Genomic DNA, 21,221 nt, shown 5'->3' on the forward strand with positions numbered 1-21,221 from the left:
AACACCCCGTCATCCCGGGGCCGCGCAGCGGAGCCCCGGATCCAGAGCCGCCGACATGCCAAGTCACGGCACCGCCAGTGGTTCTGGATTGCCCGCCTCCGGCGTGCCCCTTCGGGTCCGGGCTCGCCTGCGGCGCCCCGGACTGACGGGGTTGGCACCCGCCCCCCCGCCCGACCAATCACAGGACGCCCATGATGCCGAAGATCCGCCTCCGCGCCGCGCTCCTCGCGGGCGCGACCCTCCTCGCCGGTGCCGCCGGTGCCGCAACCGCCGACGAGCAGTATTTCCCGCTCCAGAGCTACCGGGTCGGCCCCTACGCGGCCGGCGGGACCGGCTTCTTCGGGGGCTTCATCGACTACCTGACCCTGATCAACGCCCGCGACGGCGGCGTGAACGGCGTGACGCTCACCTGGAGCGAGGGCGAGACCCAGTACGAGGTCGAGCGCGGCGTCGAGGTCTACGAGCGGCTGAAATCCCGGCCCGGCATCGCCGCCTGGAACCCGCTCTCCGTGGGCATCGCCTACGCGATGATCGATCGGATCACCGCCGACAAGGTGCCGCTGATCACGATCAACCACGGCCGCACCGATTCCACCGACGGCCGGGTCTTTCCTTACGTCTTCCCGCTGCTGCTCAACCCCTACAGCGAGACGAGCGGCATCATCCAGTATCTCGGCACCCGGGCGGGCGGGCTCGACAAGCTGAAGGGCAAGACCGTCGCGGTGCTCTACCACGGCTCGCCCTACGGCAAGGAGACGATCCCGATCTACGCGCAGCTCGCCAAGCGCTACGGCTTCACCGTCGCGCAGATCGAGGTGCCCCATCCCGGCAACGAGCAGCAGTCGCAGTGGCTCACGATCCGGCGCCTGCGGCCCGACTTCGTGGTGCTGCGCGGCTGGGGCGTGATGAACCCGGTGGCCCTGAAGACCGCCCAGAAGACCGGCTTCCCGGCCGACCGCATCGTCGGCAATGTCTGGTCGAACTCGGAGGAGGACGTGATCCCGGCGGGCGAGGCCGCCAAGGGCTACGTCGCGATCACGACCCAGGCCTCGGGCACCGCCTACCCGGTGATCCAGGAGGTCGTCGGCAAGGTCTACGGGGCCGGCAACGGCAACCTCGCCGACCGGAAGCGGATCGGCAGCGTCTACCACAATCTCGGGGTGCTGAACGGCATCCTCAACGTCGAGGCGGTGCGGATCGCGCAAACGCGGTTCGGCCACCGGACCCTCACGGGCGACGAGGTGCGCTGGGGCTTCGAGCACCTCCGCCTCGACGAGGCCCGGGTGGCGGCGCTGGGCGCCAAGGGTCTGTTCCACTCGATCAACGTCACCTGCGCCAACCACGAGGGCGAGGGCCGCGTCACCTTCCAGCAATGGGATGGGGCGAAGTGGAATGTCGTGTCCGATTGGATCGCCCCCGACTGGGCGAGCCTGCGCCCGATCATCGAGGCCTCGTCGACCGCCTACGCCAAGGAGCACGGCCTCACCCCGCGCGACTGCGCGGCCGAGGAGGCCGCCGACAGCCAGGGCGGCCAGCAGGCCGCCGCGGCGGGCCGATGAGCGACGGCGCCGGTCGGCCGCTCCTCGAGGTCGAAGCGCTGGAGGTCGTCTACGGCGGGGCAGTCCACGCCCTGCACGGCGTCGGTCTCGCGGTCCGGGCGGGGGAGATCGCCGCCCTGGTCGGCGCCAACGGCGCCGGCAAGACCACGCTGCTGCGGGCGGCGTCGAACCTGCTGCCGGCCCTGCGCGGGCAGGTCACGGCCGGGCGCCTCGCCTTCGACGGACGGGACGTGACGCGGACTCGGACCGATGCCCTCGTCCGCGCCGGGCTCGTGGGCGTGCTGGAGGGGCGCCACTGCTTCCGGGGCTTGAGCGTCCGGGACAATCTCGTCGCGGGCGGCCTCGGGCGCGGCTCGAGCCGCGGGGCCGTGCGCGCCGACCTGGAGCGGGTCTACGGCCTGTTCCCCGCTCTCGCCGCCAAGCGGGACGTCGCCGCGGGCCTGCTCTCGGGCGGCGAGCAGCAGATGGCGGCGATCGGCCGGGCGCTGATGGGCCGGCCCCGGCTGCTCGTCCTCGACGAGCCCTCCATGGGGCTCGCGCCCAAGGTGGTGGAGGCGATCTACCGGGTGCTCACCGGCCTGAACCGGACGGAGGGCCTGACCCTGCTGGTGGCCGAGCAGAATGTCCGCCTCGCCCTGCGCCACGCCCACCACGCCGTGGTGCTGGAGAACGGACGCAGCGCGCTCGCCGGCAGCGCAGCGGCCCTGCGGGCGCGGGACGACGTCCAGGCCCTGTATCTCGGCGGCGCCGCGCGCCCCGCCTCCGACCGGTCGCCCGGTTCGCGCGTCCCTGCGCCGGCCTGACGACCGCGCCGAGGCGACGCGGAACGGCGCCGTCAGCTCTCCCGGTCGGCCCGGCGCAGGGACCAGAGCAGGGTCCCGTTCGCATCGACCAGCCAGAGGGCGTTGACCGCCTCGTCGTCGACCGTGACCGAGCGGCTGTTGGCCAGCCGCACCGCCTCCTTGGCGTCGACCGCCGTGAGCACCTCGTCGACGATCGGCGCGCCGATCTCCCCGTCCTCGCCACGGGCCGCCCCGCGCAGGCGATAATCCGGCATCCGTCCTTCCTCCCGACCGGTCGGCGCCCTGCCGTGGCCCGACTGACGGTGCGAAGATAGGCGCCGGCGCCGCGTGTCGAGGGGGGCGCTACGGCGCAGCGCCGTTGGCGAGCGTCTGCTGCGGCTCGGCCAGGAACAGGGACCGGAGCGCCGCCGCCGATTGGCGGGGCGGCAGCGCGAGGGCGTGCGTCGCGCCGGCGATCCGCCTGGCGCAATCCTCCGATCGGAGGGGACTCGGGATCGGGGCGCCCGCCACGGGATCGGACGGGTCCCTCCGGCCCGGCAGCGCCCCGCGCGTCCGCGCGAGGAGCGGGGCCAGCCCGAACGCGCCGGGCCTCTCGGTGCGGAGCCGCGCGTCGAGCGCCACCAAGTCGCCGGCGGCCAGAGCCCCGCAGGCGGACGCGTCCCGCGGCTCGGCGGCCCGCATCATCGCCAGGACCCGGCGCCCCAGCGCCCGGACGACGCCGTCATCGGCCGCCCGGAAGCGCCGCCGCAGATAGGCGGCCGCCAGCCGTTTCAGGCCCGCCGCCGCCTCCGCCTCCGGCCGTCCCGCCGCGTAGCCGTCCCGGTACCACCGGGCGATCGGATCGAGCCCCGCCGCCTCGGCCTGCCGCAGGATCGGCAGGGCGCGCAGGATCGCGGCCCGAGCCCCGGCCTCGCTCGGATCCGCGTCGAGGGTGGAATCGGGGAAGCGGTCTGGTCCGACGATCTCGGTGACGATGCCGGCCGCGCGCAACTCCTCCGCCTCCGGGATCCAGATCCCGGCCGGGGGCACCGCCAGGGCCCGCGCCACGAAGGCGGCCGGCAGGCCGGCGGCGCGATAGGCCGCCCGCTCCGGCGCGGAATCCACCGGGCGCATCCGGCCGTGCGCGCCGAGCTCGTAGGGCGCGTGGAAGCCGAGCCGTCCTCCGGTCGCGAGGGCGCGGGTCCGGCCGCGGACGAAGATCAGCGTGCAGGCTGACGCGCAGGCATCGGGCACGTAGGTGGACAGCCCCCGCGCCGCCACGAGCGCCCCGATCGCCGCCCCCTCCTCCACCAGGCCACCGTCGCTGGTGAGGTGGATGCGCCCGATCTGCGGCTGCGCGGCGAGGATCCCCGCGACCCGCGCGGCGACGCCCTCGGTGAGGTCGCCCGCGAGCCGCAGGTCCCGGCCGCCCGGGCCGATCGTGAGCCGGGCCGGGATGTCCGGCCCGCCCGCCGCAGAGGCGCGGCCCTTCGGCAGGGGCCCGGCGGCGGTCGGGCCCGCGGTGCCGAGCGCCAGGGCAAGCGCGCAGGCAGCCGTTCCCGTCCGGCGCTTCCACCCGCGGGGGAAGACCGACATGGCAGGTTTCCAGTCCAGGTGATCGGGGCGGCGGGCGCGGCTACTGGAGGTAGGCGACGAACATCTCGGAGACGGTCCGGGACGCGTAGGCTTCCGGGCTCTCGCCCCAGCGGACCGGGAAGGCCTCGGCCACCCGCCGGCCGGCGAGGATCCGGGCCACCTCGTCGGGCATCAGCCCGTCGTCGAGGGCGCTCGCCAGGGCGGCGCGTTCATGGGAGGGGTGGGAGCGGACGCTCCGGGACAGGGCTCGGCCGAGGGACGCGGCCGTTTCGGCGCTCAGGTCAGGTTGGGTGTTCCGGGCCGTCTCATAGGTCAGCATCGCTGGTCGCCTCTCGTGTCTGATGTCGTGCGGTCTCCTTCTTCTGGACGCGGCAACACGGCAGACACGGCACAGTCATCAGGGCGATCCGATCATTGCTGGCGCTCACGGCAAACCTCATCCGGCTCTGCATCGACTGTCCGTCGACCCTCTCAATCTAGCGGCCGAGACCGAGAATGTGCTGCCAAATTGGCGAGGACTTGCAGCGCAGGTTGTTCGTCGAAGGCGCATCCCGGAGCAGAAGGTGAGGTCCGGCGCGGGAGCGGCCGCCGCGGCTGCGCGCGATCCCGAGCCCCCGCACCGGCACACGTCCCTGCGAGCGGGGCTTGCCAAATGCGGGACGATCCATAAATATCGTTCTGTAACAAAGACTTAGCGAAAAATGATGCTCCCGTTCCGGCCCTGTGCGACCGAAACGTTCTCCGCCGCCCGGGCATCCGAAAACGACTTTTCGCGACCGGGCCGATCGCAGGTCCGGCGACGACCGCCGCAGAATCGGGCCGCCGCGCGCGGCCAATCCAGGGGGACCGGCCGGATGGCCTCAGCGACGATGATGCAGGGCGACGCGGTCGTGTTCGCGCGGCCGGACCTCGCCGAGATCCTGGGCATCTGGCGTCACGCCCGGGGCCGGGTGGTGGGCATCCACCGCGCGGGCGACGCACCGGCCACGAGGGACGTGGAGTTCCAGGGGTACGCCATCCTGGAGCGCTACCTGCCCGACCTGTTCCGGCCCGTGCCGTGATCGTTCTGCGATGACCGCCCTGGCTTCGACCCAGCCGCCCCTGCGCGCCACGAGCCGCAGCACCGCGGAATCCGAGGTCTGGGCGGCCCTGCGCGCCGAGGCCGAGGCGGCCCTGATCGAGGAGCCGCTCTATGCCGGGATCATCCAGGCGACGATCCTCGACCAGCGCTCGCTGGCCCAGGCCCTCGCCTACCGCCTCGCCCACCGGCTCGGGGACGGCGACCTGGCCCGGCTGTCGATGCGCGACCTGTGCCTGTCGGCCTTCGAGGCCGACCCGCAGGCCGGCGCCCACGCGGTGCGCGACCTCGTGGCGATCCGCGAGCGCGACCCGACCTGCCGCCGCTACCTCGACCCGTTCCTGTTCTACAAGGGTCTGGCGGCGCTGGAGGCCTACCGGGTCGGTCACTGGCTCTGGCACCAGGGCCGGGCGACCCTGGCGCTGCACGTCCAGAGCCGGATCTCCGAGGTTTTCGGCTGCGACATCCACCCGGCGGCCCGGATCGGCTCCGGCGTGTTCATCGACCACGCCACCGGGGTGGTGATCGGCGAGACCACGGTGATCGCCGACGACGTCTCGATCCTCCAGTCGGTGACGCTCGGCGGCAACGGCAAGGAGAGCGGCGACCGGCATCCCAAGATCGAGCGCGGGGTGCTGCTCAGCGTCGGCGCCAAGGTGCTGGGCAACATCCGGGTCGGCGCGGGCGCCAAGGTCGCGGCCGCCGCGGTGGTGCTGCAGGACGTGCCGCCTCACACGACCGTGGCGGGCGTGCCGGCCCGGGTCGTCTCGCGCCTGCCCGTGGACGAGGAGCCGGCACTCAGCATGGACCAGTCCTTCGGCTACGGGGACGGGATCTGAGGCACGCCGAGAAATTCTTCTTTAAAACAAAGTCGTCCGGCCGCCGCCGCGCACGCCGATCCGACAAAATTAAATTCTCGGAACTCGCGTCCGGACGAATGTGATGTCCTATGCGCTGTGCATGCCAGAGGATCGCCTTCCAGTTTCCAGATCAAAATTGGGAAACCATTTCGTTGACCCCCGGCCGAATCAGACTTTATCTAGGATCTGACGGAGACGGGATGCATTGAGGCCTGCTGAGCGGCGAAGAAATGTGATCCGAACGCCGGAAAACACCTGACTCATCTATCGACGATGCGGCTTCGACGGGCCGTTCTCGTCATCAAGTCTTGATCGTGACGTTTTACGACCGCCCTGCACAGGCTGCGGGGCGAAAAGCCGCCGCGCGGATCGATGCGGCGCGCCTGCAACCCTGACTGGAGTGAGGACGAACGATGAGCGGACCGGGTCTGAGCGTGAGCGCCACGGCGGCACGCAATCTTGCGACGGCGACCGTCACCTCGGTCCAGAACGCGGCCAACACGCCGCGCTGGCTGCTGCGGCTCCTGCCCTTCGTGGACGTGGCGGGCGGGGTCTACCGCGTCAACCGCCGCGCCGTCGTGCTGGCCAAGCCCGGCCGGATCGATCTCGCCGCCGAGGACAAGGGCGACGGCAAGGGCGACGGCAAGGGCGACGGCAAGGGCGACGGCAAGGGCGACGGCAAGGGCGACGGCAAGGGCGACGGCAAGGGCGACGGCAAGGGAGATGGTAAGAGCCGGGTGATCCGTCCCGCCTCGCTGCGCGCCGTGCCGCTGTTCAGCCGGCTCGGCGATTCCGAGCTCGCCGCGCTGGCGGCCAAGTTCACCGAGAGCCGGCACCAGGCGGGCGCGGTGATCCACGAGGAGGGTTCCGCGGGCCGCAGCCTCACGGTCGTGGCCGACGGCACGGTCGAGCTGACCCTGTCGGGCCCCTACAAGGGCCGCCTGCGCCAGGGCCTGGCCACGAAGGGCGACTATTTCGGCGATGCCGGTCTCGCCGGTGAGCGCGCCCCCGCCCCGGCCGTGAAGGCCCTGTCGGCCGTGACCCTCCTGACCCTCGACGCCGCGGCGGTGGAGAGCGAGGAGATCCGCGCCAAGATCGCGCAGTACCGCGAGGAGCGCGACCGCCTCAAAGGGCACACCAATTCCTACGGCGAGCAGGGCATCGAGCTGCTGGCGGTCCATGCCGGCGAGCCGCGCCTGCCCACGACCTTCGTCGACTACGAGGTCGATCCGCGCGAGTACCACCTCTCGACCATCCAGACGATCCTCAACACCCACACGCGGGTCACCGATCTCTACTCCAACGAGATCGACCAGCTCCGCGAGCAGATCCGCCTCACGGTCGACGCCGTGAAGGAGCGCGAGGAGTGGGAACTCCTGAACAATTCGCAGTTCGGCCTGCTCCACGAGGTCGGCCCGCGCCAGCGCATCCCGACCCGCGGCGGCCCGCCCACCCCGGACGACCTCGACGAGCTGCTGACGCTGGTCTGGAAGAAGCCCGCCTTCTTCGTGGCCCATCCCCGCGCCATCGCGGCCTTCGGCCGGGAGGCGACCCGCCGCGGCGTGCCGCCGGTCGTCGTCCACCTGTTCGGCGCGCCGTTCATCACCTGGCGCGGCGTGCCGCTGGTGCCGAGCGACAAGCTGCCGATCGACATCGACCCGGTGACCGGGGCCGAGACCACCTCGATCCTGCTGCTGCGGGTCGGCGAGGGCGAGCAGGGCGTGGTCGGCCTGCAGAAGTCCGGCGTGACCGGCGAGATCGAGCCCGGCCTGTCGGTGCGCTACATGGGCACCAACGACCACTCGATCGCCTCGCACCTCGTGACCCGCTACTTCTCGGCCGCCGTGCTGGTCGAGGACGCGATCGCCCGCCTCGATAACGTGCTGCTGGGCAATTACCATGACTACGCCTGAGGCCTTCGCCCTCGGGCTGCCCGGGGCGAGCCCAGGCGATGTGGCGCCGTCCGACCGTCTCCACGCGGATCTCGTCGGGCGCCTCGCCCGGGAGATCGTCGGGCAGGGGCAGGCCGCGAGCCAGCCCTTCGCCCCGTCGATCCCCGCCAGCCCCCAGGTCCCGCAGGCTCTCGAAAGCCTGCCCCAGGGCCCGGGCGGCGCGCCGCTGCCGAGCGCGTCCCTGGGCGTGCCCTCGGCGCCTGCCGGCGGCCAGCCCGCCGGCCTGCAGCCCGACGCGTCGGCGCTGGCGGCGCGCTCCTTCGGGGCGCCGCCGGTCGGCCTGCCGGGCCTCTCCGGGCCGACCCTGCCGAATCTCGCACCCGCGAGCCCGGCCTTCGCGGAAAGGGCTGTGATCCCGGCGGCGATCCCGCCGGTCCACCCGGCGAGCCCGCGCCCCGTGCTGCCGGACTTCGCCTTCGCCGGCGCCCCGGCGCTGGCGGCCGCCCTCCCCGGCGGTCCGGAGCTGCACCGGCAGATCGCCGCGGACCACCCGCGCGCCAACGCCTTCGCGCACGCCCTCGCCCCGCAGCTCGTGCCGGCCGACCCGTCGCAGGCCGGGCGCGATGCGGCGCAGGAGCGCTCCGCCCGGACCGGCCGGCTGTCCCGGGCGCCCGAGGCGCCGCCCTCCGACTACTACTTCCTGAACCTCGGCCCCGGGCCGGCCCGCAGGGTGCCGGCGAGCCCGCGGGTCGAACCGGCCCGCGACCCGGGCCCGGCGCCGCGGGTGACGTCGCACGGGTCGAGCCCGGTGGCGGCGCCCTTCGACGTGGAGCATGTCCGCCGGGATTTCCCGGCCCTGCACCAGAGCGTCAACGGCCACCCGCTGGTCTGGCTCGACAACGCCGCCACCACCCACAAGCCGCAAGCCGTGATCGACGCGACCGCGGAATTCTACGGGCGGCACAACTCGAACATCCACCGGGCCGCCCACACCCTGGCGGCGCGCTCCACCGACCTGTTCGAGGGTGGCCGCGAGGCGGTGCGCCGCTTCCTCAACGCCCCGTCGAAGGACGACATCGTCTTCCTGCGCGGCACCACGGAGGCGATCAACCTCGTCGCCAATTCCTACGGCCGGGCCCAGATCGGCCCGGGCGACGAGATCATCGTCTCGACCATCGAGCACCACGCCAACATCGTGCCCTGGCAGCTGCTGGCGCAGCAGACCGGGGCGACGCTCCGGGTGATCCCGGTCAACGACCGGGGCGAGATGATCTTCGAGCAGTACGCGGCGCTGCTGTCGGGCCGCACGAAGATCGTCTCGGTGACGCAGGTGGCCAACGCGCTCGGCACCGTGAACCCGGTGCGGGAGATCATCCAGCTCGCCCACGCCTACGGGGTGCCGGTGCTGGTCGACGCGGCGCAATCCTCGCCGCACATGCCGCTGGACGTCCAATCCCTCGACGCCGATTTCCTGGTCTTCTCCGGCCACAAGGTGTTCGGGCCGACGGGCATCGGCGCGCTCTACGGCAAGACCCACCTGCTCGAGGCGATGCCGCCCTGGCAGGGCGGCGGCCACATGATCGAGGACGTCACCTTCGCGAAGACCGTCTACAAGGGCGCGCCCGAGAAGTTCGAGGCGGGCACGCCCGACATCGCCGGGGCGGCCGGTCTCGGGGCGGCGCTCGACTACCTCGCGGGCCTCGGCATGCCGGCGATCGCCGCCTACGAGCACGACCTCCTGGCGTATGCGCAGGGCGGCCTTGCCGACGTGAAGGGCCTGCGCCTGATCGGTACCGCCCGGGAGAAGGCGAGCGTGATGTCCTTCGTGATCGAGGGACAGGCGAACGAGGCGGTGGCCCACCACCTCGACGCGCACGGCATCGCGGTGCGCTCGGGCCACCACTGCGCCCTGCCGGCCCTGCGCCGGTTCGGGGTCGACCAGTCGGTGCGGGCCTCGCTCGCCTTCTACAACACCCGCGCGGATGTCGACGCCTTCCTGAGGGCGCTGCACACCCTGCCGCGGCATTGAGCCGGCGCCCTGTTGCGGGATCCCCAAGGGCATGCCCTTGGGCGGGGTATCGGGGCGGAGCCCTGATGCTGTGTCTCGGCAGGGCTTCGTCCTGCACCCGCAGCAGGTCCCGGACCTTTCGAATCCGGGCTCTTCACCCCGCCGCCGGCCGGAGATGCCGCGTCCGGACCGTGCCGTCGATGGCCCACAGCGCGCGGTGCACCGCCTCCGCCTCGTCCGGCCGCACCGAGGCATCGACCACGACGTAGCCGAACTCGCCGTCCGTCTGCAGGTACTGCGCGTCGATGTTGAGCGCGCGGCCCGAGAAGATCGCGTTGATCTGCCCGAGCACGCCGGGCACGTTCCGGTGCACGTGCAGGAAGCGCGCGCCGGACAGGCGCGGCGGCAGCTGCACCTGCGGGAAGTTCACCGCGCCCAGCGTCGATCCGGTCTGGACGTAGTCGACCAGCTTGCGGGCCACCTCCGCGCCGATGCGGTCCTGGGCTTCCTCCGTCGAACCGCCGACATGCGGGGTGAGGATGACGTTCGCGAGGCCCTGCAGGGGCGACACGAAGCGCTCCGCGTTGGAGGTGGGCTCCACCGGGAAGACGTCGATCGCGGCCCCGGCGAGATGCCCGTCGCGCAGGGCCGAGGCCAGCGCGTCCAGGTCCACGACGGTGCCGCGGCTGTTGTTGATCAGGTAAGCCCCGGGCTTTATCGCGCGGATCCGGTCCGCGCTCATGAGCCCGTGGGTCAGCGGCGTCTCCGGGACGTGCAGGCTGACGACGTCGCTGGCGGCGAGCAGCGCCTCGAAGCTCTCGGCCGGCTCGGTGTTGCCGTGACGGAGCTTGTCGGTCAGGTCGTAGAAGATCACGCGCATGCCCATCGCCTCGGCGAGGTTCGAGAGCTGCGCGCCGATATTCCCGTAGCCGACGATCCCGAGGGTCTTGCCGCGCACCTCGAAGGCGCCGGTGGCCGACTTGTCCCAGCCGCCGGCATGGGCGGATTCCGAGCGTGGCAGGATGCGCCGGAGCAGCATCACGATCTCGCCGATCGTGAGTTCGGCGACGCTGCGCGTGTTCGAGAACGGCGCGTTGAAGACCGGCAGGCCGCGGGCGCGCGCCGTCTCGAGGTCGACTTGGTTGGTCCCGACGCTGAAGCACCCGACGGCGGTCAGGTCGGGCAGCGCGTCGAGCAGCGCGGCGGTGACTTTCGTGCGCGAGCGGATGCCCAGGACGGTGGCGCCGGCAAGATCACCGGCATCCTCGGGGCTGACGGCCCGAGGCCATTGCCGGATGTCGCCGATCCCGGCCTGCGTGAAGACCTTGGACGCTGTCGGCGCTATGCTTTCGGTCAGAACGACGCGCTCGGTCAACACGGTCTGTCCTCCTTCGACGGACGGAATCTGACCTATGACCTTGCCGGTGCCGCAGCGCAGCGGCAAGGGCGCGCGGCGCATGCGCGCCCATCCGGGCCGGAACGTCCGCCGCGGGCTACGGGCCCGGGCTGACCGAGGCCGCCCGGCCCCTCGACGTCGGCCGCGCCGCCTGCCAGGGTCCGCCTCCCGGCGGCGGAGGCCGCGGAGCGACAGGTGCGTCATGACCGGATCGACAGCCCGGGCCGTCATCGTCCAGCCGGGCGGCGGCTTCGAACGCGTGACCTTCGGGGAGCGGCTGGTAGCGGAGCCGGGGCCCGGCGCGATCACCGTCCGCCTGCGGGCGAGCTCCCTCAACTACCACGACTACGCCGTGGTCAGCGGGATGTGGGGCCCGAGCGAGCCGCGCATCCCGATGTCCGACGGGGCCGGCGCGGTCGAGGCCGTGGGGCCGGGCGTGACCGAATTCACCGTGGGCGATCGGGTGGTCAGCACCTTCTTCCCGACCTGGCTCGAGGGCACGCCGCTGGTCGAGGGCTTCGCCACCGTTCCGGGCGACGGGGTCGACGGCTACGCCCGCGAGCGGGTGACCGCACCGGCCACCGCCTTCACCCGCGCCCCCCGGGGCTGGGATCACGCCGAGGCGGCGACGCTGACCACCGCCGGCCTGACCGCGTGGCGGGCGCTGCACGCCGATGCCGGCCTGAAGAGCGGCGACGTCGTGCTGGTGCAGGGCACCGGCGGCGTATCGCTGTTCGGCCTGCAATTCGCCAAGGCGGCCGGCGCCACGGTGATCGCCACCTCCTCCAGCGACGCCAAGCTGGAGCGCCTGCGCGCGCTCGGCGCCGACCACGTCATCAACTACCGCGCCGACCCGGCCTGGGGCGAGTCCGCCCGGCGCCTGACGGACGGGCGCGGCGTCGATCACGTCCTCGACGTCGGCGGGCCGGCGACGCTGGAACAGTCCATGGCCGCCGTCCGGGTCGCCGGCCACATCTCGGTGATCGGCATCCTGACGGGCGTGGCGGGCGAGCTACCGCTGGTCCCGGCGCTTCTGAAGCAGATCCGCCTGCAGGGCGTGCTGGTCGGAAGCCGTCGCCACCAGATCGAGATGGTCCGCGGGATCGAGGCCTGCGGGCTGCGGCCGGTGGTCGACAGTCGCTATCCGCTCGACGAGCTCGTCGCGGCGTTCCGCCACCAGGAGAGCAACCGCCACTTCGGCAAGATCTGCGTCGAGATCTGAGCGGCCCCGGGGGGACGGATCGGGCGTTCAGCGGAAGGCGGCCCCCAGCGGGCCGGGCATCACGGCCGCCCAGGGCGCGTCCGGCCGGCTCGGCGGGACGGGCGTGTGCGTGCAGCCGTTCTCGCAGAAGGCGTGGAGCGTCCGCCGGTCCAGACCGATATCGTGGAGCATCTCGTCGTCGAGAGCCGAGAGGACACGGAAATTCCGCGCCGCCGTGCGACGCTTCTGGATAGAGCTCAGGAGCGAGAAGATCATTATTCAGCCTCCGTTGAGCCGAGAGATCTGTGGTCTATCCACGATCGGCCGAGTCAACTTCGCTGTATTGATCTGTATTTGCATCCTCCATTTGAACTACTGAACGGCCCGAAAGCGGATATTTCGGTGCCGCCAGATTGTGCGGCGGCGATCGGCTGCGGGCAGAGCAGGAGCAGGCGCATCAGCTCCGCCTGCCGGCGGGCGCCGGTCTTCTCGAAGAGGTGGCGCAGATGCACGCGCGCCGTGTTCCGGGTGATCCGGCGGTGCGCCGCGCTCGCCGCGAGGTCGTGTCCGGCCAGGATGTCCACCGCCAGAGCCGCCTCGGCGGGGGTGAAGCCGAACTGGTCCTGCAGCATTGCGGCGGTCGGCAGGCGCGCCGCCGCGGGATCGACGAGACGCAGGAGCACGGCGCCCTCAGGCACTGCGCCGGCGGGCGGAGGGATCGCGCAGGCAGCGACCAGCAGCGGAGCGCCGTCGCCTTCGAGGCGCACCGAGCCGCAATGCCCGGCGACGCCATCCGCGATGATCCTGCGCAGGGCCGCGGAATCCGCGGGCTTGGTCCCGCGCAGGCAGCCTCGCTCGAGGCGCAGGAGGCCCCGGCCGAGATAGGCGCGGGCGGCGCGATTCAGGAACTGCACGCGTCCGCACCGGTCGGTGACCGCCAGCCCCTGCTCGAAATGCTCGATCAGCAGGTGAAGCGCCGTCTCGACGAGCACCGGGTCGAAGGCGGTGCGGTCGCTCCCGCCGGCGATGAACCGCCAGGCCCGCACGGGTCCGGGCGCGGATCCGGATACGTCTCCGGATATTGCCCTATTCGGTCCAAGTTCGGCGATCACGCGCGGATCCTCATCAAATCGATGGGGCGATAGAGTGATAAACCGTGGGACGATGATTGTATTCCCGGGGCGTCCTATCCCGGTCGCCCGGTCCGGGACCGGTACAGGTCGACGAAGCCGCGCAGGTCGCGCGCGTTCAGGTCCGAAACCGCCCAGTAGGTCAGATCGCCGAGGCTCCAGCGCTCGATCGTGGACCCGTCCCGCCGCTCCTCGCCGGCCGGCGGGCTGTCGGCGGCCGGGACCACCGTGACGCTGATCACGTGCCGGTCCCGGCGATAGACGAGGGTCGGCACGGGCGTGTGGGTGACGATGTCGACCCGGCCGCCGATCAGCGGAAAGCCCTGGTCGGCGAGATCCGGCGCGTCGGGGGCGATAGTCGTCCGGCCGTTGAACCAGGGCTTGACCACGTGCCGGTCGGAGGAGGCGATGTCGAAGGGCTGCGGCGCCGCGAGGCCGCGCAGGTGGCCGGCCAGCACGGCCTCGATCGTGGCCGGTGTCTCGGGGCGATCGCGATAGGCGCCGCTGCCGAGCGCGGCGCCGCCGACGAGGCCGAGAAGGAGCGTCGCGGCCAGCGCCTGCCAGGATCCGCGCCAGGATCCGCGCCAGGATCCGCGCCAGGACCCGCGCCAGGACCCGCGCCAGCCTCCTCCCGAACGGCCGCCCCACGCGCCTTCCGATGCGTGCTCGGGCGGCGGATCTGCGAAGCCGATCTCCTGGATCACGCGCGCCCGCAGGGCCTCCGGGGCGGGGGGGCCGGCCAGGGTCTCGCGCAGCGCCGTCGAGAGGGTGCGCAGACGCTCCGCCGCAACCCGTGCTCCGGGCTCGGCCGCGAGACGGCGCTCCATGGCCAGGACCTCGCCGGGCGACAGCTCGCCATCCGCGTAGGCGCTGAGGAGCAGGAGGGTCTCGTCGTCGTCGGTCATCGCCCGTCCTCCGCTAGCCGAGCCAGCAGGTGCTGCCGCGCGCGGCCGAGGCGCGACATCACGGTTCCGATCGGGACGTTCGTCACGGCGGCGATCTCCCGGTAGCTGAGGCCGTGATACTCGCGCAGGACCAGCGCCTCCCGGAAGGCGACCGGCAGGGCCTCCACCGCCCGGGCGAGATGCCCCGCATCGTCGCGGGCGATGAGCGCCGCCTCGGGCGTCTCCGGCGCCTGGGCCAGGAGGCCTCCGGTCTCCAGCGCGGCCTGGGCCTCCGGCGCGAGGTCCTCGGCGAAGATCACGGCCCGTGGCCGGTGCCGCTGCAGCCAGGAATAGCCCGTGTTGCGGACGATGGTCAGGAACCACGCCCGGGCGTTGCCCTCGGCGAAACCCTCGATCGCCCGGTAGGCGCGCAGGCAGGCCTCCTGCATCACGTCCTCGGCATCGGTGGCGTTGCCGGTGAGCCAGCGCGCGAGGCGGTAGCCCTCGTCGAGGCGCGGCAGGACGAGCTGGCTGAAGCGCGCGCGCGCCAGGGTGGTCATAGGGTCCACCCGGCGGCGCAGCGGGCCGGGGGGCCTCCGTCGAGATCCAGCGAAGCCATGGGGCGCCACCCTGCAGCCCTGAGTCACGGGATCAAGAACCGACAGGCCGCCGGCTTTATTCCCGGGCCGTCGCCGGCGAACGCGCCCGTGAAGAGCTTAGGCCTCGTCCAGGCCGTCCTCGGTGGTGCGCGGGATCGGCTCCGGCTTCCCGGCCACCGTCATCGCGGTGCGGTCAGCCTCCTGCGCCTCGGGGGTGGGGCGCGTCTGCGGCCGGCCGTCCTCGCCGAGGTGCTTCCGGCCGGCGCGGGCCCCCGCCGCCCGTTCCTCGGGAGACGGCGTCGCGCCGCCGCTCTGATCGCGGGCCATGGACTCTCCCGACAGAAGCGGGATCGCGCGCTCGGATGCGCGCGATCCCGCGCTGAAAGATCGGCTTCCCTGCCGGCCGGGACGGCCTCGCGTCGCGGGCGCCTAGGACCGGCCCGGGCGGCCCAGCAGCGAGGCCGCGGCCGCCGTGGCGCCCGCGAGCAGGATCCCGGTGAGGACCGGGTTGATCGAGGCCTGCGTGTAGACGCTGCGCATGACGTGGTGGGGCGAGCCTCCCCGGACGGCGCCGTCGCGGCCGGCCGCGTAGAGGGCTCCGTTCCGGTCCCGCCCGGCCACCCCGGCCTTCTGGGTCTTGGACACCACGGCGGCGCCCATCCAGTCGGTCGCCGCGGGAACGCGCTTGCGCAGCGAACTCATCAGCTTGCCGCCGCCGCCGATATAGACATCCCGCGGACCGTGCTCCGCGGCGTACAGGATCGCCTCCGCGACATCCGCCGGATCGTAGACCGGCGGCGGCAGCTTCGGGGCCCGCGTCATGTAGTTCCGGGCGTGCTCCGGAAACGGCGTGTCGATCGAGGCCGGCTTGATGAGCGTCACCGAGACCGGAGCGCCCTCCTCCTGCAGCTCCATCCGGAGCGCGTCCGTGAAGCCTTTGATCGCGTGCTTGGAGGCGGAGTACATGCCCTGGATCGGGAAGGCGAGATCGGAGGCCACCGAGCCCAGGTTCACCAGCGCGCCGCCCGATCGCCTCAGGTGCTGCAGCGCCACGGTCGAGCCGTAGACGATCCCCCAGAAATTGACGTCGAACAGCCGGCGATGGTCCGCGTCCGAGACCTCCTCGAGGCGGCCGAAGATCGAGAGGCCGGCATTGTTGACCCAGGTGTCGAAGCCGCCATAGGCGCGCACGGCTTCGGCGGCCAGGGCCTCGATATCCTCCCGGCGCGACACGTCGGTCACGACGGCGCATGCCTCGCCGCCCTGCTCCCGGATGTCGTGAACGATGTCGTCGAGGGCGGCGGCGTTGCGCGCCGCCAGGACGACGCGGGCGCCCCGGCGCGCGGCCGCGCGGGCCGTGGCAAGGCCGATCCCGCTGGAGGCGCCGGTGATGACGATCACCTGCTCACGCAGGGGCTTGTGCCGAATCCGCATGCGTCTTCCTCTCTCCATGATCGCGCGTCCGGGTCCGGACCCGGACGCGCCGTCCGCGCTCAGCCCCGGCTGCCGCTCGGCCGGTCCCGCTCCGCCCCGAGGCTCGTTCCACCCCGGCGCGCTTCTTCCTTCTCGGTACCGGCCCGTTCCATCGGACCGTCCTGCGGCTTGACCGTGCCGGTCGCGGTGTCGAGGGGCGCGTTCGCCAGCCCTTCGCTCTCAGGCTTGCCGTGGGGCATCCGCTGGGCCTGCGTGTCGTTCGGCGCGTCGGCCATGCTGCATCCTTTTCGAAGTCCGTGAGGTCGACGTCCGGCGCGCCTGTCCCTCGTGGCCAACCCGGCAAGACCGCCGACGTATCCGGGACGTTCTGCAGGGCCGCGCGCAAGGCGCCCAGGAGCGGATGGGCCGGGAACAGGATGCGCGTCCTTCGGCCGCCGTGACCGGGATCGCCCCCGCCCCGGGGCCCGGCTTCGTGCCGGGTCACCGGACCGCAGGAACGGAGCAGCACGTCCCGTGTTGTCCGCCAAATCTTAATTCGCGAGGCGCGGCGATGTCAGGAACTGCCAAGAAGACCGATCCCAAGCTGTGGGACAAGGTCAAGACGCAGGTCACGAAGTCGAACAAGGGCGGCAAGCCTGGCCAGTGGTCGGCGCGCAAGGCGCAGATGGCGACGGCCGAATACAAGAAGGAAGGGGGCGGCTACGCCGGCAAGAAGGCGGACGACAACCACCTCAAGCAGTGGACCGACGAGGAGTGGGGCACGAAGTCGGGCAAGGCGAGCGGCAAGACCGGCGAGCGCTATCTGCCCAAGAAGGCCCGCGAGAGCCTGACCGACACGGAATACGCCGCCAGCACGGCCAAGAAGCGGGCCGACACGCGCAAGGGCAAGCAGTTCTCGAAGCAGCCGAAGGCGGCCGCCGAGAAGTCCGCCGCGGCGCGCAAGGCCGGCAAGGGCGACAAGGACCCCACGACGAAGGCGGAGCTGATGCGCAAGGCCCGCGCGCAGAACGTGCCGGGCCGGTCGCGGATGTCGAAGGCGCAGCTCGAGCACGCCGTCCACGCCTGAACCCGGCCAGAGGCTCTCCAGACAGCAAAACGTCCCGGGAGTGACTCCCGGGACGCTCCTCGGCTCAAGCGGCCAGTCTGATCGGGCTGGGGATGCTCAAGGTCGAGCGGGGTGCGGCAGGCCGGAGGCCACGCAAGATCCCGATCACCGGGAGGCCCCCTCCGCGCCGTTCGGCGCGAAGGGAGCGTTCGCGAAGCGCCCTTAGTACGAGCCGAACTTGTAGTTCAGGCCGGCGCGGACGACGGCGAACTCGTCGTCGCGGCGGCCGACCGGGCTGTAATAGGCCGGGGCGTTCGAGGCGGCGTTGATCACGAGCGCACCCTGGTTGCGGGTGTTGCGGTCGAGGTTCACGTACAGGCCTTCGACCTTCAGCGTCACGGCGGACGAGCGGAAGAAGTTCAGGAACGAGTCGGTCGGGAGGGCGTACTCGATGCCGCCGCCGACCGCGTAGCCGGTGCGGAAGCTGTCGTTGCCGGCGAAGCCGCCGAACGAGCGGTCAGCGCTGCCCGAGCCGTAGGCGAAGCCGCCGGTGCCGTACACCAGCACGCGGTCGAAGGCGTAGCCGATGCGGCCGCGCACGGTGCCGAAGAAGTCGAGGCTCGACAGGCCGCGCGGGTCGGTCACGTAGTAGGCGGGCGACAGGCCGGCAGCAAAGCCGTTGTTCCGGTTGCGGCCGAAGTCGAGGTACTGGGCGTCGGCCTCGATGCCGACGACCACGCCCGAGCCCGGGGTGAACTGGACATTGTAGCCGATCTGGCCACCGCCGGTGAAACCTTCCTGGTTCCGCTGGCTGAAGAAGGCCGTCGTGCCCGGGCCGCCGCCCGTGAAGCCGCCCGGGCCACCCGGCACGGCGAAGCTGTTGGTGTTGTTGCTGCTGGCGTCGAAGGCGTAGCCGGCGTTGAAGCCCGCGTAGAAGCCGGTCCAGGTGAAGACCGGGACGGGGGTGAACACCGGCGGCGGAGCGGCGCGGCGCGGCAGGTCGGCGGCCGAGGCGGCGCCGGCCAGGAGAGCCGTGGCGGCGCTCGCGAGAAGAAGCGTCTTGATCATCTGGTCCTCTGTCTCCCGTTGGGCGGGATGTTGACCCGGCGACAAGAACGACAGGATGCGAGGACGCGATAGTGCAGCGCTGCAACAGCCTGGAATCCAGGCTTTCGGGCCGAGGCGGCCTAGTGCGTTAGAGCACATCCCGCTTTTCGCCGGCTCAAGCAGCGATGCGAGAGCGTATCCGAATGTTTCCGGAAACAAAAAGCCCCGCCGCGCGGTGGCGGACGGGGCTCGAGTTCGCTCGTGAATGTTCCCAGGACCAACCAGGAAGCTTCATCATTTCTTAGATCCTACCGGCGATCGGCCCGCAAGCCTGCTCCGGGGTGCGGAACGCGGTTAACATTAATTTACGACGCGGCCGGTTGCCGTGCCGGCGTGAACGGCCGGCAGCCTGGCAATCGCCGTCCGGGTCCGGTCCGCATCCGGGACGTTGTCCTGCGGGCCGGTGCGGTCGCCGCACAGTCCTGATCCAGGCGCGCGGCGAAGTCCCTGCGCTCGGAAACTGTCCCGGCGCGGACCAGTTCTTGGCATCACCGTTCTGATCATCGTAACCTGGCTCGAACCCGCCGGGTTGCGGGTCGGAACCTCAGGCCACACACGCTCTGCCATCGGCAGGACTTGTGCGGGGACGGGACAGGCGACCTGTGGAGAAGCGACGGATGCCGAGGGTAAACGGGCGGATCGCGCGGCAGCTCGCGGCGTGCGGGCTCGTCGCCGCCGCGCTGTCCGGGCTGTCGAGGCCGGTCGGGGCGGTCGAGGAGGAGACGGTCGGCTGGTGGATCTATGCCGGCTCGATCCGAAGCACGCTGCTGACGCGCTTCATCGGGCCGGAAGACCCCACGCCCGCGGGCGCGGCGATCGCGCAAGCGGGCCGGGGCTGCGGGCTCCCGGCCCGCTTCGATGCGGGCGACGCCTTCGCGGCGCCGCCGGGCGATGCGCCGGTCGTGTTCGGGCCGTTCCTCAGCCGGCCCGCGCTCGCGGCTTCCCTCGCCTGCATCCGGCGCTATGTGCCGACGGCGTTCGTCGCGCAGGCACGGGCGCCCGCGCGATGACGATCCGGCGCAGCGGTTGAAACCTCGGGGAGACGCGCATGAACCCGCTCGCGCTGCTGTCGATGCTGGCCCTACTGTCGGCCTGGATCGGGATCGGCGTTGCCGTCGTGGCCTACGGGACGCCGCTCGGCGTGGCCTTCTACGTCCTGGCGGTGGTCGCCACCAATCCGCGGGTGTGGAGGCTCCGGTGACCGACACCCCGGCTCCCTACCTCACGGTCGCGTTCCTCACGGCCCTGGCGCTGCTCGTCGTCGGGTTGCACGCGGAGGGCCTCCCGTGGTGACCCTCCCGGCATGGTCTATTCGCGAGCCCCTGCCGCCTTCCAGGCCATATCCGGGATTGGCCCCGCGATCTGCCCGGGCATGACGCGGCCGCGGGCGTAGCGTCGATGTTCGGATTCTCCCTCAGCTCCACCGAGCCCGACAGCATCGCGCATATCATCCAGGTGGCGCTCGCGCCCGCGTTCCTGCTCTCGGCGCTCGCGACCCTGCTGAACGTGTTCTCGACCCGGCTCGGCCGGATCTCCGACAAGGTCGACGCGCTCTCGGCGGAGGCCGCCAAGGCGACGAGCGCCGAGGCCGCACGCCTGGGCCGCCGCCTGACCTTCCTGCGGCGGCGCTCCTTCGTCCTCGACCTCGCCGTCGTGCTGGCCTCGCTGGGGGGCGGCCTGATCGGCATGGCGGTGCTGACCCTGTTCGTCGGGGCGCTGCGCGACGCCGCCACGGCGTCGATCCTGTTCGTGTGCTTCGGGGCGGCGCTGGTCTGCACGGTGGCGGCGATCGGCGCGTTCATGGCCGAGATCCTGATGGCCGGCCACGGCATCCGCGACGAGGTCGATCACCAGAAGGATAAGGTCCCCGCGCAGGGTTGAGCCGGGCGCGAATCACGGCCCGCGTGCAGGGACTCCGGTCCCGCTCGGGGCTGCACCGGCCGTTGGGCTGACGGCCGCCGGGCGAGGGCCGGACCCTGCCGTTCGGGGCCGGATCCGGCCTGCGGTCACCGGCGGCGCCGATTTCGATTGCGTCGACCGGGAACTGAGTCTTAATCTTGTCGGTGCTTGCTGCAGCTGCACGCTGCGTCCGGGTGTTCCGTCATGAGCATCGCCATCCTGATTGCCTTCATTGCCGGAGCGCTCTGCCTCGGAGTACTGTCCTCGATCGTGCCTTTGCGGCGGAGAGAGGAAGATGAACTTGGAGAAAGCTTGTCCTTCGAGGACGAGTTCTTCGATGTCGGCGGCCCGGTGATCGACCTGGAACCGAATCGCTGAGGGCTGCCGGCGGCACCGCGCGACCGGACAGGCCGTTACAGGGGTTTGGGCACCCCGGCCGAAGCCTTCTGCTGCGTGGACCAGACGACCCGTCCGGCCGCATCCCGCAGGGCCGCCGAGCCCGAGCGGCCGGCGAGCAGATGCGCAAACCGCGCCTTCGCGTCCGCAACCGCAGCGTCTTCGGAGAGCCCGAAAATCGGTTCGTCGTGGATGATGATGCCGCTCGCGCTCTCCCGGTGCACGACGCATTGCAGCCGGTAGCGCGCCGGCGGCGGAGCCGAGCCCGGGTCCGTGGTGGCGTCCGGGCCGGTCATGGCGCCCAGGCGACGATCGGGCCGCGGCGCGGCGCCGCGCACGGGGCGCGCCGGCACGC

The 21,221-nt window shown here is 72.0% G+C and carries 25 protein-coding genes; 12 read left to right on the top strand and 13 right to left on the bottom strand.

The genetic code is table 11. The annotated features are described in order from the left end of the window. Positions 1–191 precede the first annotated feature (191 nt). Positions 192–1,559: an ABC transporter substrate-binding protein gene (locus AC3WSN_RS07800; protein ID WP_492537095.1), complete on the top strand. Its 1,368-nt coding sequence runs from the start codon at positions 192–194 to the stop codon at positions 1,557–1,559. Further along, complete coding sequence (locus AC3WSN_RS07805; protein ID WP_192709286.1) at positions 1,556–2,362, top strand: ABC transporter ATP-binding protein; 807 nt, start codon at positions 1,556–1,558, stop codon at positions 2,360–2,362. Before AC3WSN_RS07800 ends, AC3WSN_RS07805 begins: the two co-directional genes overlap by 4 nt. Positions 2,363–2,394: 32 nt before the next feature. On the opposite strand, the gene AC3WSN_RS07810 is transcribed toward AC3WSN_RS07805, so the two are convergent. The 3 genes from AC3WSN_RS07810 to AC3WSN_RS07820 form a co-directional block, all read right to left on the bottom strand. Beyond that, positions 2,395–2,616: a hypothetical protein gene (locus tag AC3WSN_RS07810; protein WP_192709285.1), complete on the bottom strand. Its 222-nt coding sequence runs from the start codon at positions 2,614–2,616 to the stop codon at positions 2,395–2,397. Between the two features lie 88 nt (positions 2,617–2,704). Further along, positions 2,705–3,937, bottom strand: a complete 1,233-nt coding sequence (locus tag AC3WSN_RS07815) for a COG3904 family protein (protein WP_492537097.1) — start codon at positions 3,935–3,937, stop codon at positions 2,705–2,707. Positions 3,938–3,977: 40 nt separating this feature from the next. Beyond that, positions 3,978–4,256, bottom strand: a complete 279-nt coding sequence (locus AC3WSN_RS07820; protein WP_192709283.1) for a hypothetical protein — start codon at positions 4,254–4,256, stop codon at positions 3,978–3,980. A gap of 535 nt (positions 4,257–4,791) precedes the next feature. On the opposite strand from AC3WSN_RS07820, the gene AC3WSN_RS07825 reads away from it, so the two are divergent. The 4 genes from AC3WSN_RS07825 to AC3WSN_RS07840 all read left to right on the top strand — a co-directional run bounded on the left by AC3WSN_RS07825 (position 4,792) and on the right by AC3WSN_RS07840 (position 9,796). Beyond that, positions 4,792–4,998 (top strand): hypothetical protein, encoded by a 207-nt coding sequence (locus AC3WSN_RS07825; RefSeq protein ID WP_492537099.1) that lies wholly within the window; start codon positions 4,792–4,794, stop codon positions 4,996–4,998. 10 nt (positions 4,999–5,008) lie between these two features. After that, a complete protein-coding gene (gene cysE / locus AC3WSN_RS07830; protein ID WP_492537101.1) occupies positions 5,009–5,854 on the top strand; it encodes a serine O-acetyltransferase in 846 nt (281 codons plus the stop codon). A gap of 434 nt (positions 5,855–6,288) precedes the next feature. Further along, positions 6,289–7,788: a family 2B encapsulin nanocompartment shell protein gene (locus AC3WSN_RS07835; protein WP_492537103.1), complete on the top strand. Its 1,500-nt coding sequence runs from the start codon at positions 6,289–6,291 to the stop codon at positions 7,786–7,788. Continuing rightward, entirely contained in the window at positions 7,775–9,796 is a 2,022-nt protein-coding gene (locus tag AC3WSN_RS07840; RefSeq protein WP_492537105.1) for a family 2A encapsulin nanocompartment cargo protein cysteine desulfurase, read from the top strand. Before AC3WSN_RS07835 ends, AC3WSN_RS07840 begins: the two co-directional genes overlap by 14 nt. A gap of 133 nt (positions 9,797–9,929) precedes the next feature. Here the strand turns inward: AC3WSN_RS07840 and serA are convergent, their stop codons facing one another. Next, on the bottom strand, positions 9,930–11,153 hold the full coding sequence (serA, locus tag AC3WSN_RS07845; protein ID WP_492537107.1) for a phosphoglycerate dehydrogenase: 1,224 nt from the start codon (positions 11,151–11,153) through the stop codon (positions 9,930–9,932). Between the two features lie 220 nt (positions 11,154–11,373). Between serA and AC3WSN_RS07850 the strand changes: the two genes are divergently transcribed. Beyond that, complete coding sequence (locus tag AC3WSN_RS07850; protein WP_492537109.1) at positions 11,374–12,393, top strand: zinc-dependent alcohol dehydrogenase family protein; 1,020 nt, start codon at positions 11,374–11,376, stop codon at positions 12,391–12,393. A 27-nt stretch (positions 12,394–12,420) separates the two neighbouring features. Here AC3WSN_RS07850 and AC3WSN_RS07855 read toward each other — a convergent pair whose 3' ends face one another. The 7 genes from AC3WSN_RS07855 to AC3WSN_RS07885 all read right to left on the bottom strand — a co-directional run bounded on the left by AC3WSN_RS07855 (position 12,421) and on the right by AC3WSN_RS07885 (position 16,694). Beyond that, a complete protein-coding gene (locus AC3WSN_RS07855) occupies positions 12,421–12,648 on the bottom strand; it encodes a DUF1127 domain-containing protein (RefSeq protein ID WP_192709276.1) in 228 nt (75 codons plus the stop codon). Between the two features lie 53 nt (positions 12,649–12,701). Further along, the gene (locus tag AC3WSN_RS07860) at positions 12,702–13,418 is read right to left on the bottom strand and encodes a helix-turn-helix transcriptional regulator (protein WP_492537111.1); all 717 of its coding nucleotides are present in this window, start codon (positions 13,416–13,418) and stop codon (positions 12,702–12,704) included. 140 nt (positions 13,419–13,558) lie between these two features. Next, positions 13,559–14,407, bottom strand: a complete 849-nt coding sequence (locus tag AC3WSN_RS07865; protein WP_492537113.1) for an anti-sigma factor family protein — start codon at positions 14,405–14,407, stop codon at positions 13,559–13,561. Continuing rightward, on the bottom strand, positions 14,404–14,946 hold the full coding sequence (locus AC3WSN_RS07870) for a sigma-70 family RNA polymerase sigma factor (protein WP_192709274.1): 543 nt from the start codon (positions 14,944–14,946) through the stop codon (positions 14,404–14,406). Before AC3WSN_RS07870 ends, AC3WSN_RS07865 begins: the two co-directional genes overlap by 4 nt. A gap of 156 nt (positions 14,947–15,102) precedes the next feature. Continuing rightward, positions 15,103–15,312: a hypothetical protein gene (locus AC3WSN_RS07875; protein ID WP_492537115.1), complete on the bottom strand. Its 210-nt coding sequence runs from the start codon at positions 15,310–15,312 to the stop codon at positions 15,103–15,105. Positions 15,313–15,414: 102 nt separating this feature from the next. After that, entirely contained in the window at positions 15,415–16,419 is a 1,005-nt protein-coding gene (locus AC3WSN_RS07880; RefSeq protein WP_492537117.1) for an SDR family oxidoreductase, read from the bottom strand. 59 nt (positions 16,420–16,478) lie between these two features. Then, complete coding sequence (locus AC3WSN_RS07885; protein WP_192709272.1) at positions 16,479–16,694, bottom strand: hypothetical protein; 216 nt, start codon at positions 16,692–16,694, stop codon at positions 16,479–16,481. A gap of 275 nt (positions 16,695–16,969) precedes the next feature. On the opposite strand from AC3WSN_RS07885, the gene AC3WSN_RS07890 reads away from it, so the two are divergent. Continuing rightward, positions 16,970–17,485: a hypothetical protein gene (locus tag AC3WSN_RS07890; protein ID WP_492537119.1), complete on the top strand. Its 516-nt coding sequence runs from the start codon at positions 16,970–16,972 to the stop codon at positions 17,483–17,485. A 201-nt stretch (positions 17,486–17,686) separates the two neighbouring features. Here AC3WSN_RS07890 and AC3WSN_RS07895 read toward each other — a convergent pair whose 3' ends face one another. After that, entirely contained in the window at positions 17,687–18,532 is an 846-nt protein-coding gene (locus AC3WSN_RS07895) for an outer membrane protein (RefSeq protein ID WP_192709270.1), read from the bottom strand. 656 nt (positions 18,533–19,188) lie between these two features. On the opposite strand from AC3WSN_RS07895, the gene AC3WSN_RS07900 reads away from it, so the two are divergent. From AC3WSN_RS07900 to AC3WSN_RS07915, 4 genes are all read left to right on the top strand, one after another. Then, the gene (locus AC3WSN_RS07900; protein ID WP_492537121.1) at positions 19,189–19,581 is read left to right on the top strand and encodes a hypothetical protein; all 393 of its coding nucleotides are present in this window, start codon (positions 19,189–19,191) and stop codon (positions 19,579–19,581) included. A gap of 38 nt (positions 19,582–19,619) precedes the next feature. Then, complete coding sequence (locus AC3WSN_RS07905; RefSeq protein WP_192709268.1) at positions 19,620–19,772, top strand: hypothetical protein; 153 nt, start codon at positions 19,620–19,622, stop codon at positions 19,770–19,772. Positions 19,773–19,969: 197 nt separating this feature from the next. Beyond that, positions 19,970–20,452 (top strand): DUF2721 domain-containing protein, encoded by a 483-nt coding sequence (locus AC3WSN_RS07910; protein WP_492537123.1) that lies wholly within the window; start codon positions 19,970–19,972, stop codon positions 20,450–20,452. Between the two features lie 222 nt (positions 20,453–20,674). Beyond that, positions 20,675–20,848 carry a hypothetical protein gene (locus AC3WSN_RS07915; RefSeq protein WP_238195802.1) on the top strand — a complete coding sequence of 58 codons (174 nt, stop codon included), beginning with the start codon at positions 20,675–20,677 and terminating at the stop codon, positions 20,846–20,848. Between the two features lie 35 nt (positions 20,849–20,883). On the opposite strand, the gene AC3WSN_RS07920 is transcribed toward AC3WSN_RS07915, so the two are convergent. Next, entirely contained in the window at positions 20,884–21,204 is a 321-nt protein-coding gene (locus AC3WSN_RS07920; RefSeq protein WP_492537125.1) for a hypothetical protein, read from the bottom strand. Between the last annotated feature and the right edge of the window lie 17 nt (positions 21,205–21,221).

It is taken from the genome of Methylobacterium sp. FW102-HT35C08, from assembly GCF_058790235.1.

Bases quoted from the DNA above. Each gene is read 5' to 3' on its own strand.
- AC3WSN_RS07800 (WP_492537095.1), top strand. From the start codon at position 192: ATGATGCCGAAGATCCGCCTCCGCGCCGCGCTCCTCGCGGGCGCGACC.
- AC3WSN_RS07805 (WP_192709286.1), top strand. From the start codon at position 1,556: ATGAGCGACGGCGCCGGTCGGCCGCTCCTCGAGGTCGAAGCGCTGGAG.
- AC3WSN_RS07810 (WP_192709285.1), bottom strand. From the start codon at position 2,616: ATGCCGGATTATCGCCTGCGCGGGGCGGCCCGTGGCGAGGACGGGGAG.
- AC3WSN_RS07815 (WP_492537097.1), bottom strand. From the start codon at position 3,937: ATGTCGGTCTTCCCCCGCGGGTGGAAGCGCCGGACGGGAACGGCTGCC.
- AC3WSN_RS07820 (WP_192709283.1), bottom strand. From the start codon at position 4,256: ATGCTGACCTATGAGACGGCCCGGAACACCCAACCTGACCTGAGCGCC.
- AC3WSN_RS07825 (WP_492537099.1), top strand. From the start codon at position 4,792: ATGGCCTCAGCGACGATGATGCAGGGCGACGCGGTCGTGTTCGCGCGG.
- cysE (WP_492537101.1), top strand. From the start codon at position 5,009: ATGACCGCCCTGGCTTCGACCCAGCCGCCCCTGCGCGCCACGAGCCGC.
- AC3WSN_RS07835 (WP_492537103.1), top strand. From the start codon at position 6,289: ATGAGCGGACCGGGTCTGAGCGTGAGCGCCACGGCGGCACGCAATCTT.
- AC3WSN_RS07840 (WP_492537105.1), top strand. From the start codon at position 7,775: ATGACTACGCCTGAGGCCTTCGCCCTCGGGCTGCCCGGGGCGAGCCCA.
- AC3WSN_RS07850 (WP_492537109.1), top strand. From the start codon at position 11,374: ATGACCGGATCGACAGCCCGGGCCGTCATCGTCCAGCCGGGCGGCGGC.
- AC3WSN_RS07855 (WP_192709276.1), bottom strand. From the start codon at position 12,648: ATGATCTTCTCGCTCCTGAGCTCTATCCAGAAGCGTCGCACGGCGGCG.
- AC3WSN_RS07865 (WP_492537113.1), bottom strand. From the start codon at position 14,407: ATGACCGACGACGACGAGACCCTCCTGCTCCTCAGCGCCTACGCGGAT.
- AC3WSN_RS07870 (WP_192709274.1), bottom strand. From the start codon at position 14,946: ATGACCACCCTGGCGCGCGCGCGCTTCAGCCAGCTCGTCCTGCCGCGC.
- AC3WSN_RS07875 (WP_492537115.1), bottom strand. From the start codon at position 15,312: ATGGCCCGCGATCAGAGCGGCGGCGCGACGCCGTCTCCCGAGGAACGG.
- AC3WSN_RS07880 (WP_492537117.1), bottom strand. From the start codon at position 16,419: ATGCGGATTCGGCACAAGCCCCTGCGTGAGCAGGTGATCGTCATCACC.
- AC3WSN_RS07885 (WP_192709272.1), bottom strand. From the start codon at position 16,694: ATGGCCGACGCGCCGAACGACACGCAGGCCCAGCGGATGCCCCACGGC.
- AC3WSN_RS07890 (WP_492537119.1), top strand. From the start codon at position 16,970: ATGTCAGGAACTGCCAAGAAGACCGATCCCAAGCTGTGGGACAAGGTC.
- AC3WSN_RS07895 (WP_192709270.1), bottom strand. From the start codon at position 18,532: ATGATCAAGACGCTTCTTCTCGCGAGCGCCGCCACGGCTCTCCTGGCC.
- AC3WSN_RS07900 (WP_492537121.1), top strand. From the start codon at position 19,189: ATGCCGAGGGTAAACGGGCGGATCGCGCGGCAGCTCGCGGCGTGCGGG.
- AC3WSN_RS07905 (WP_192709268.1), top strand. From the start codon at position 19,620: ATGAACCCGCTCGCGCTGCTGTCGATGCTGGCCCTACTGTCGGCCTGG.
- AC3WSN_RS07910 (WP_492537123.1), top strand. From the start codon at position 19,970: ATGTTCGGATTCTCCCTCAGCTCCACCGAGCCCGACAGCATCGCGCAT.
- AC3WSN_RS07915 (WP_238195802.1), top strand. From the start codon at position 20,675: ATGAGCATCGCCATCCTGATTGCCTTCATTGCCGGAGCGCTCTGCCTC.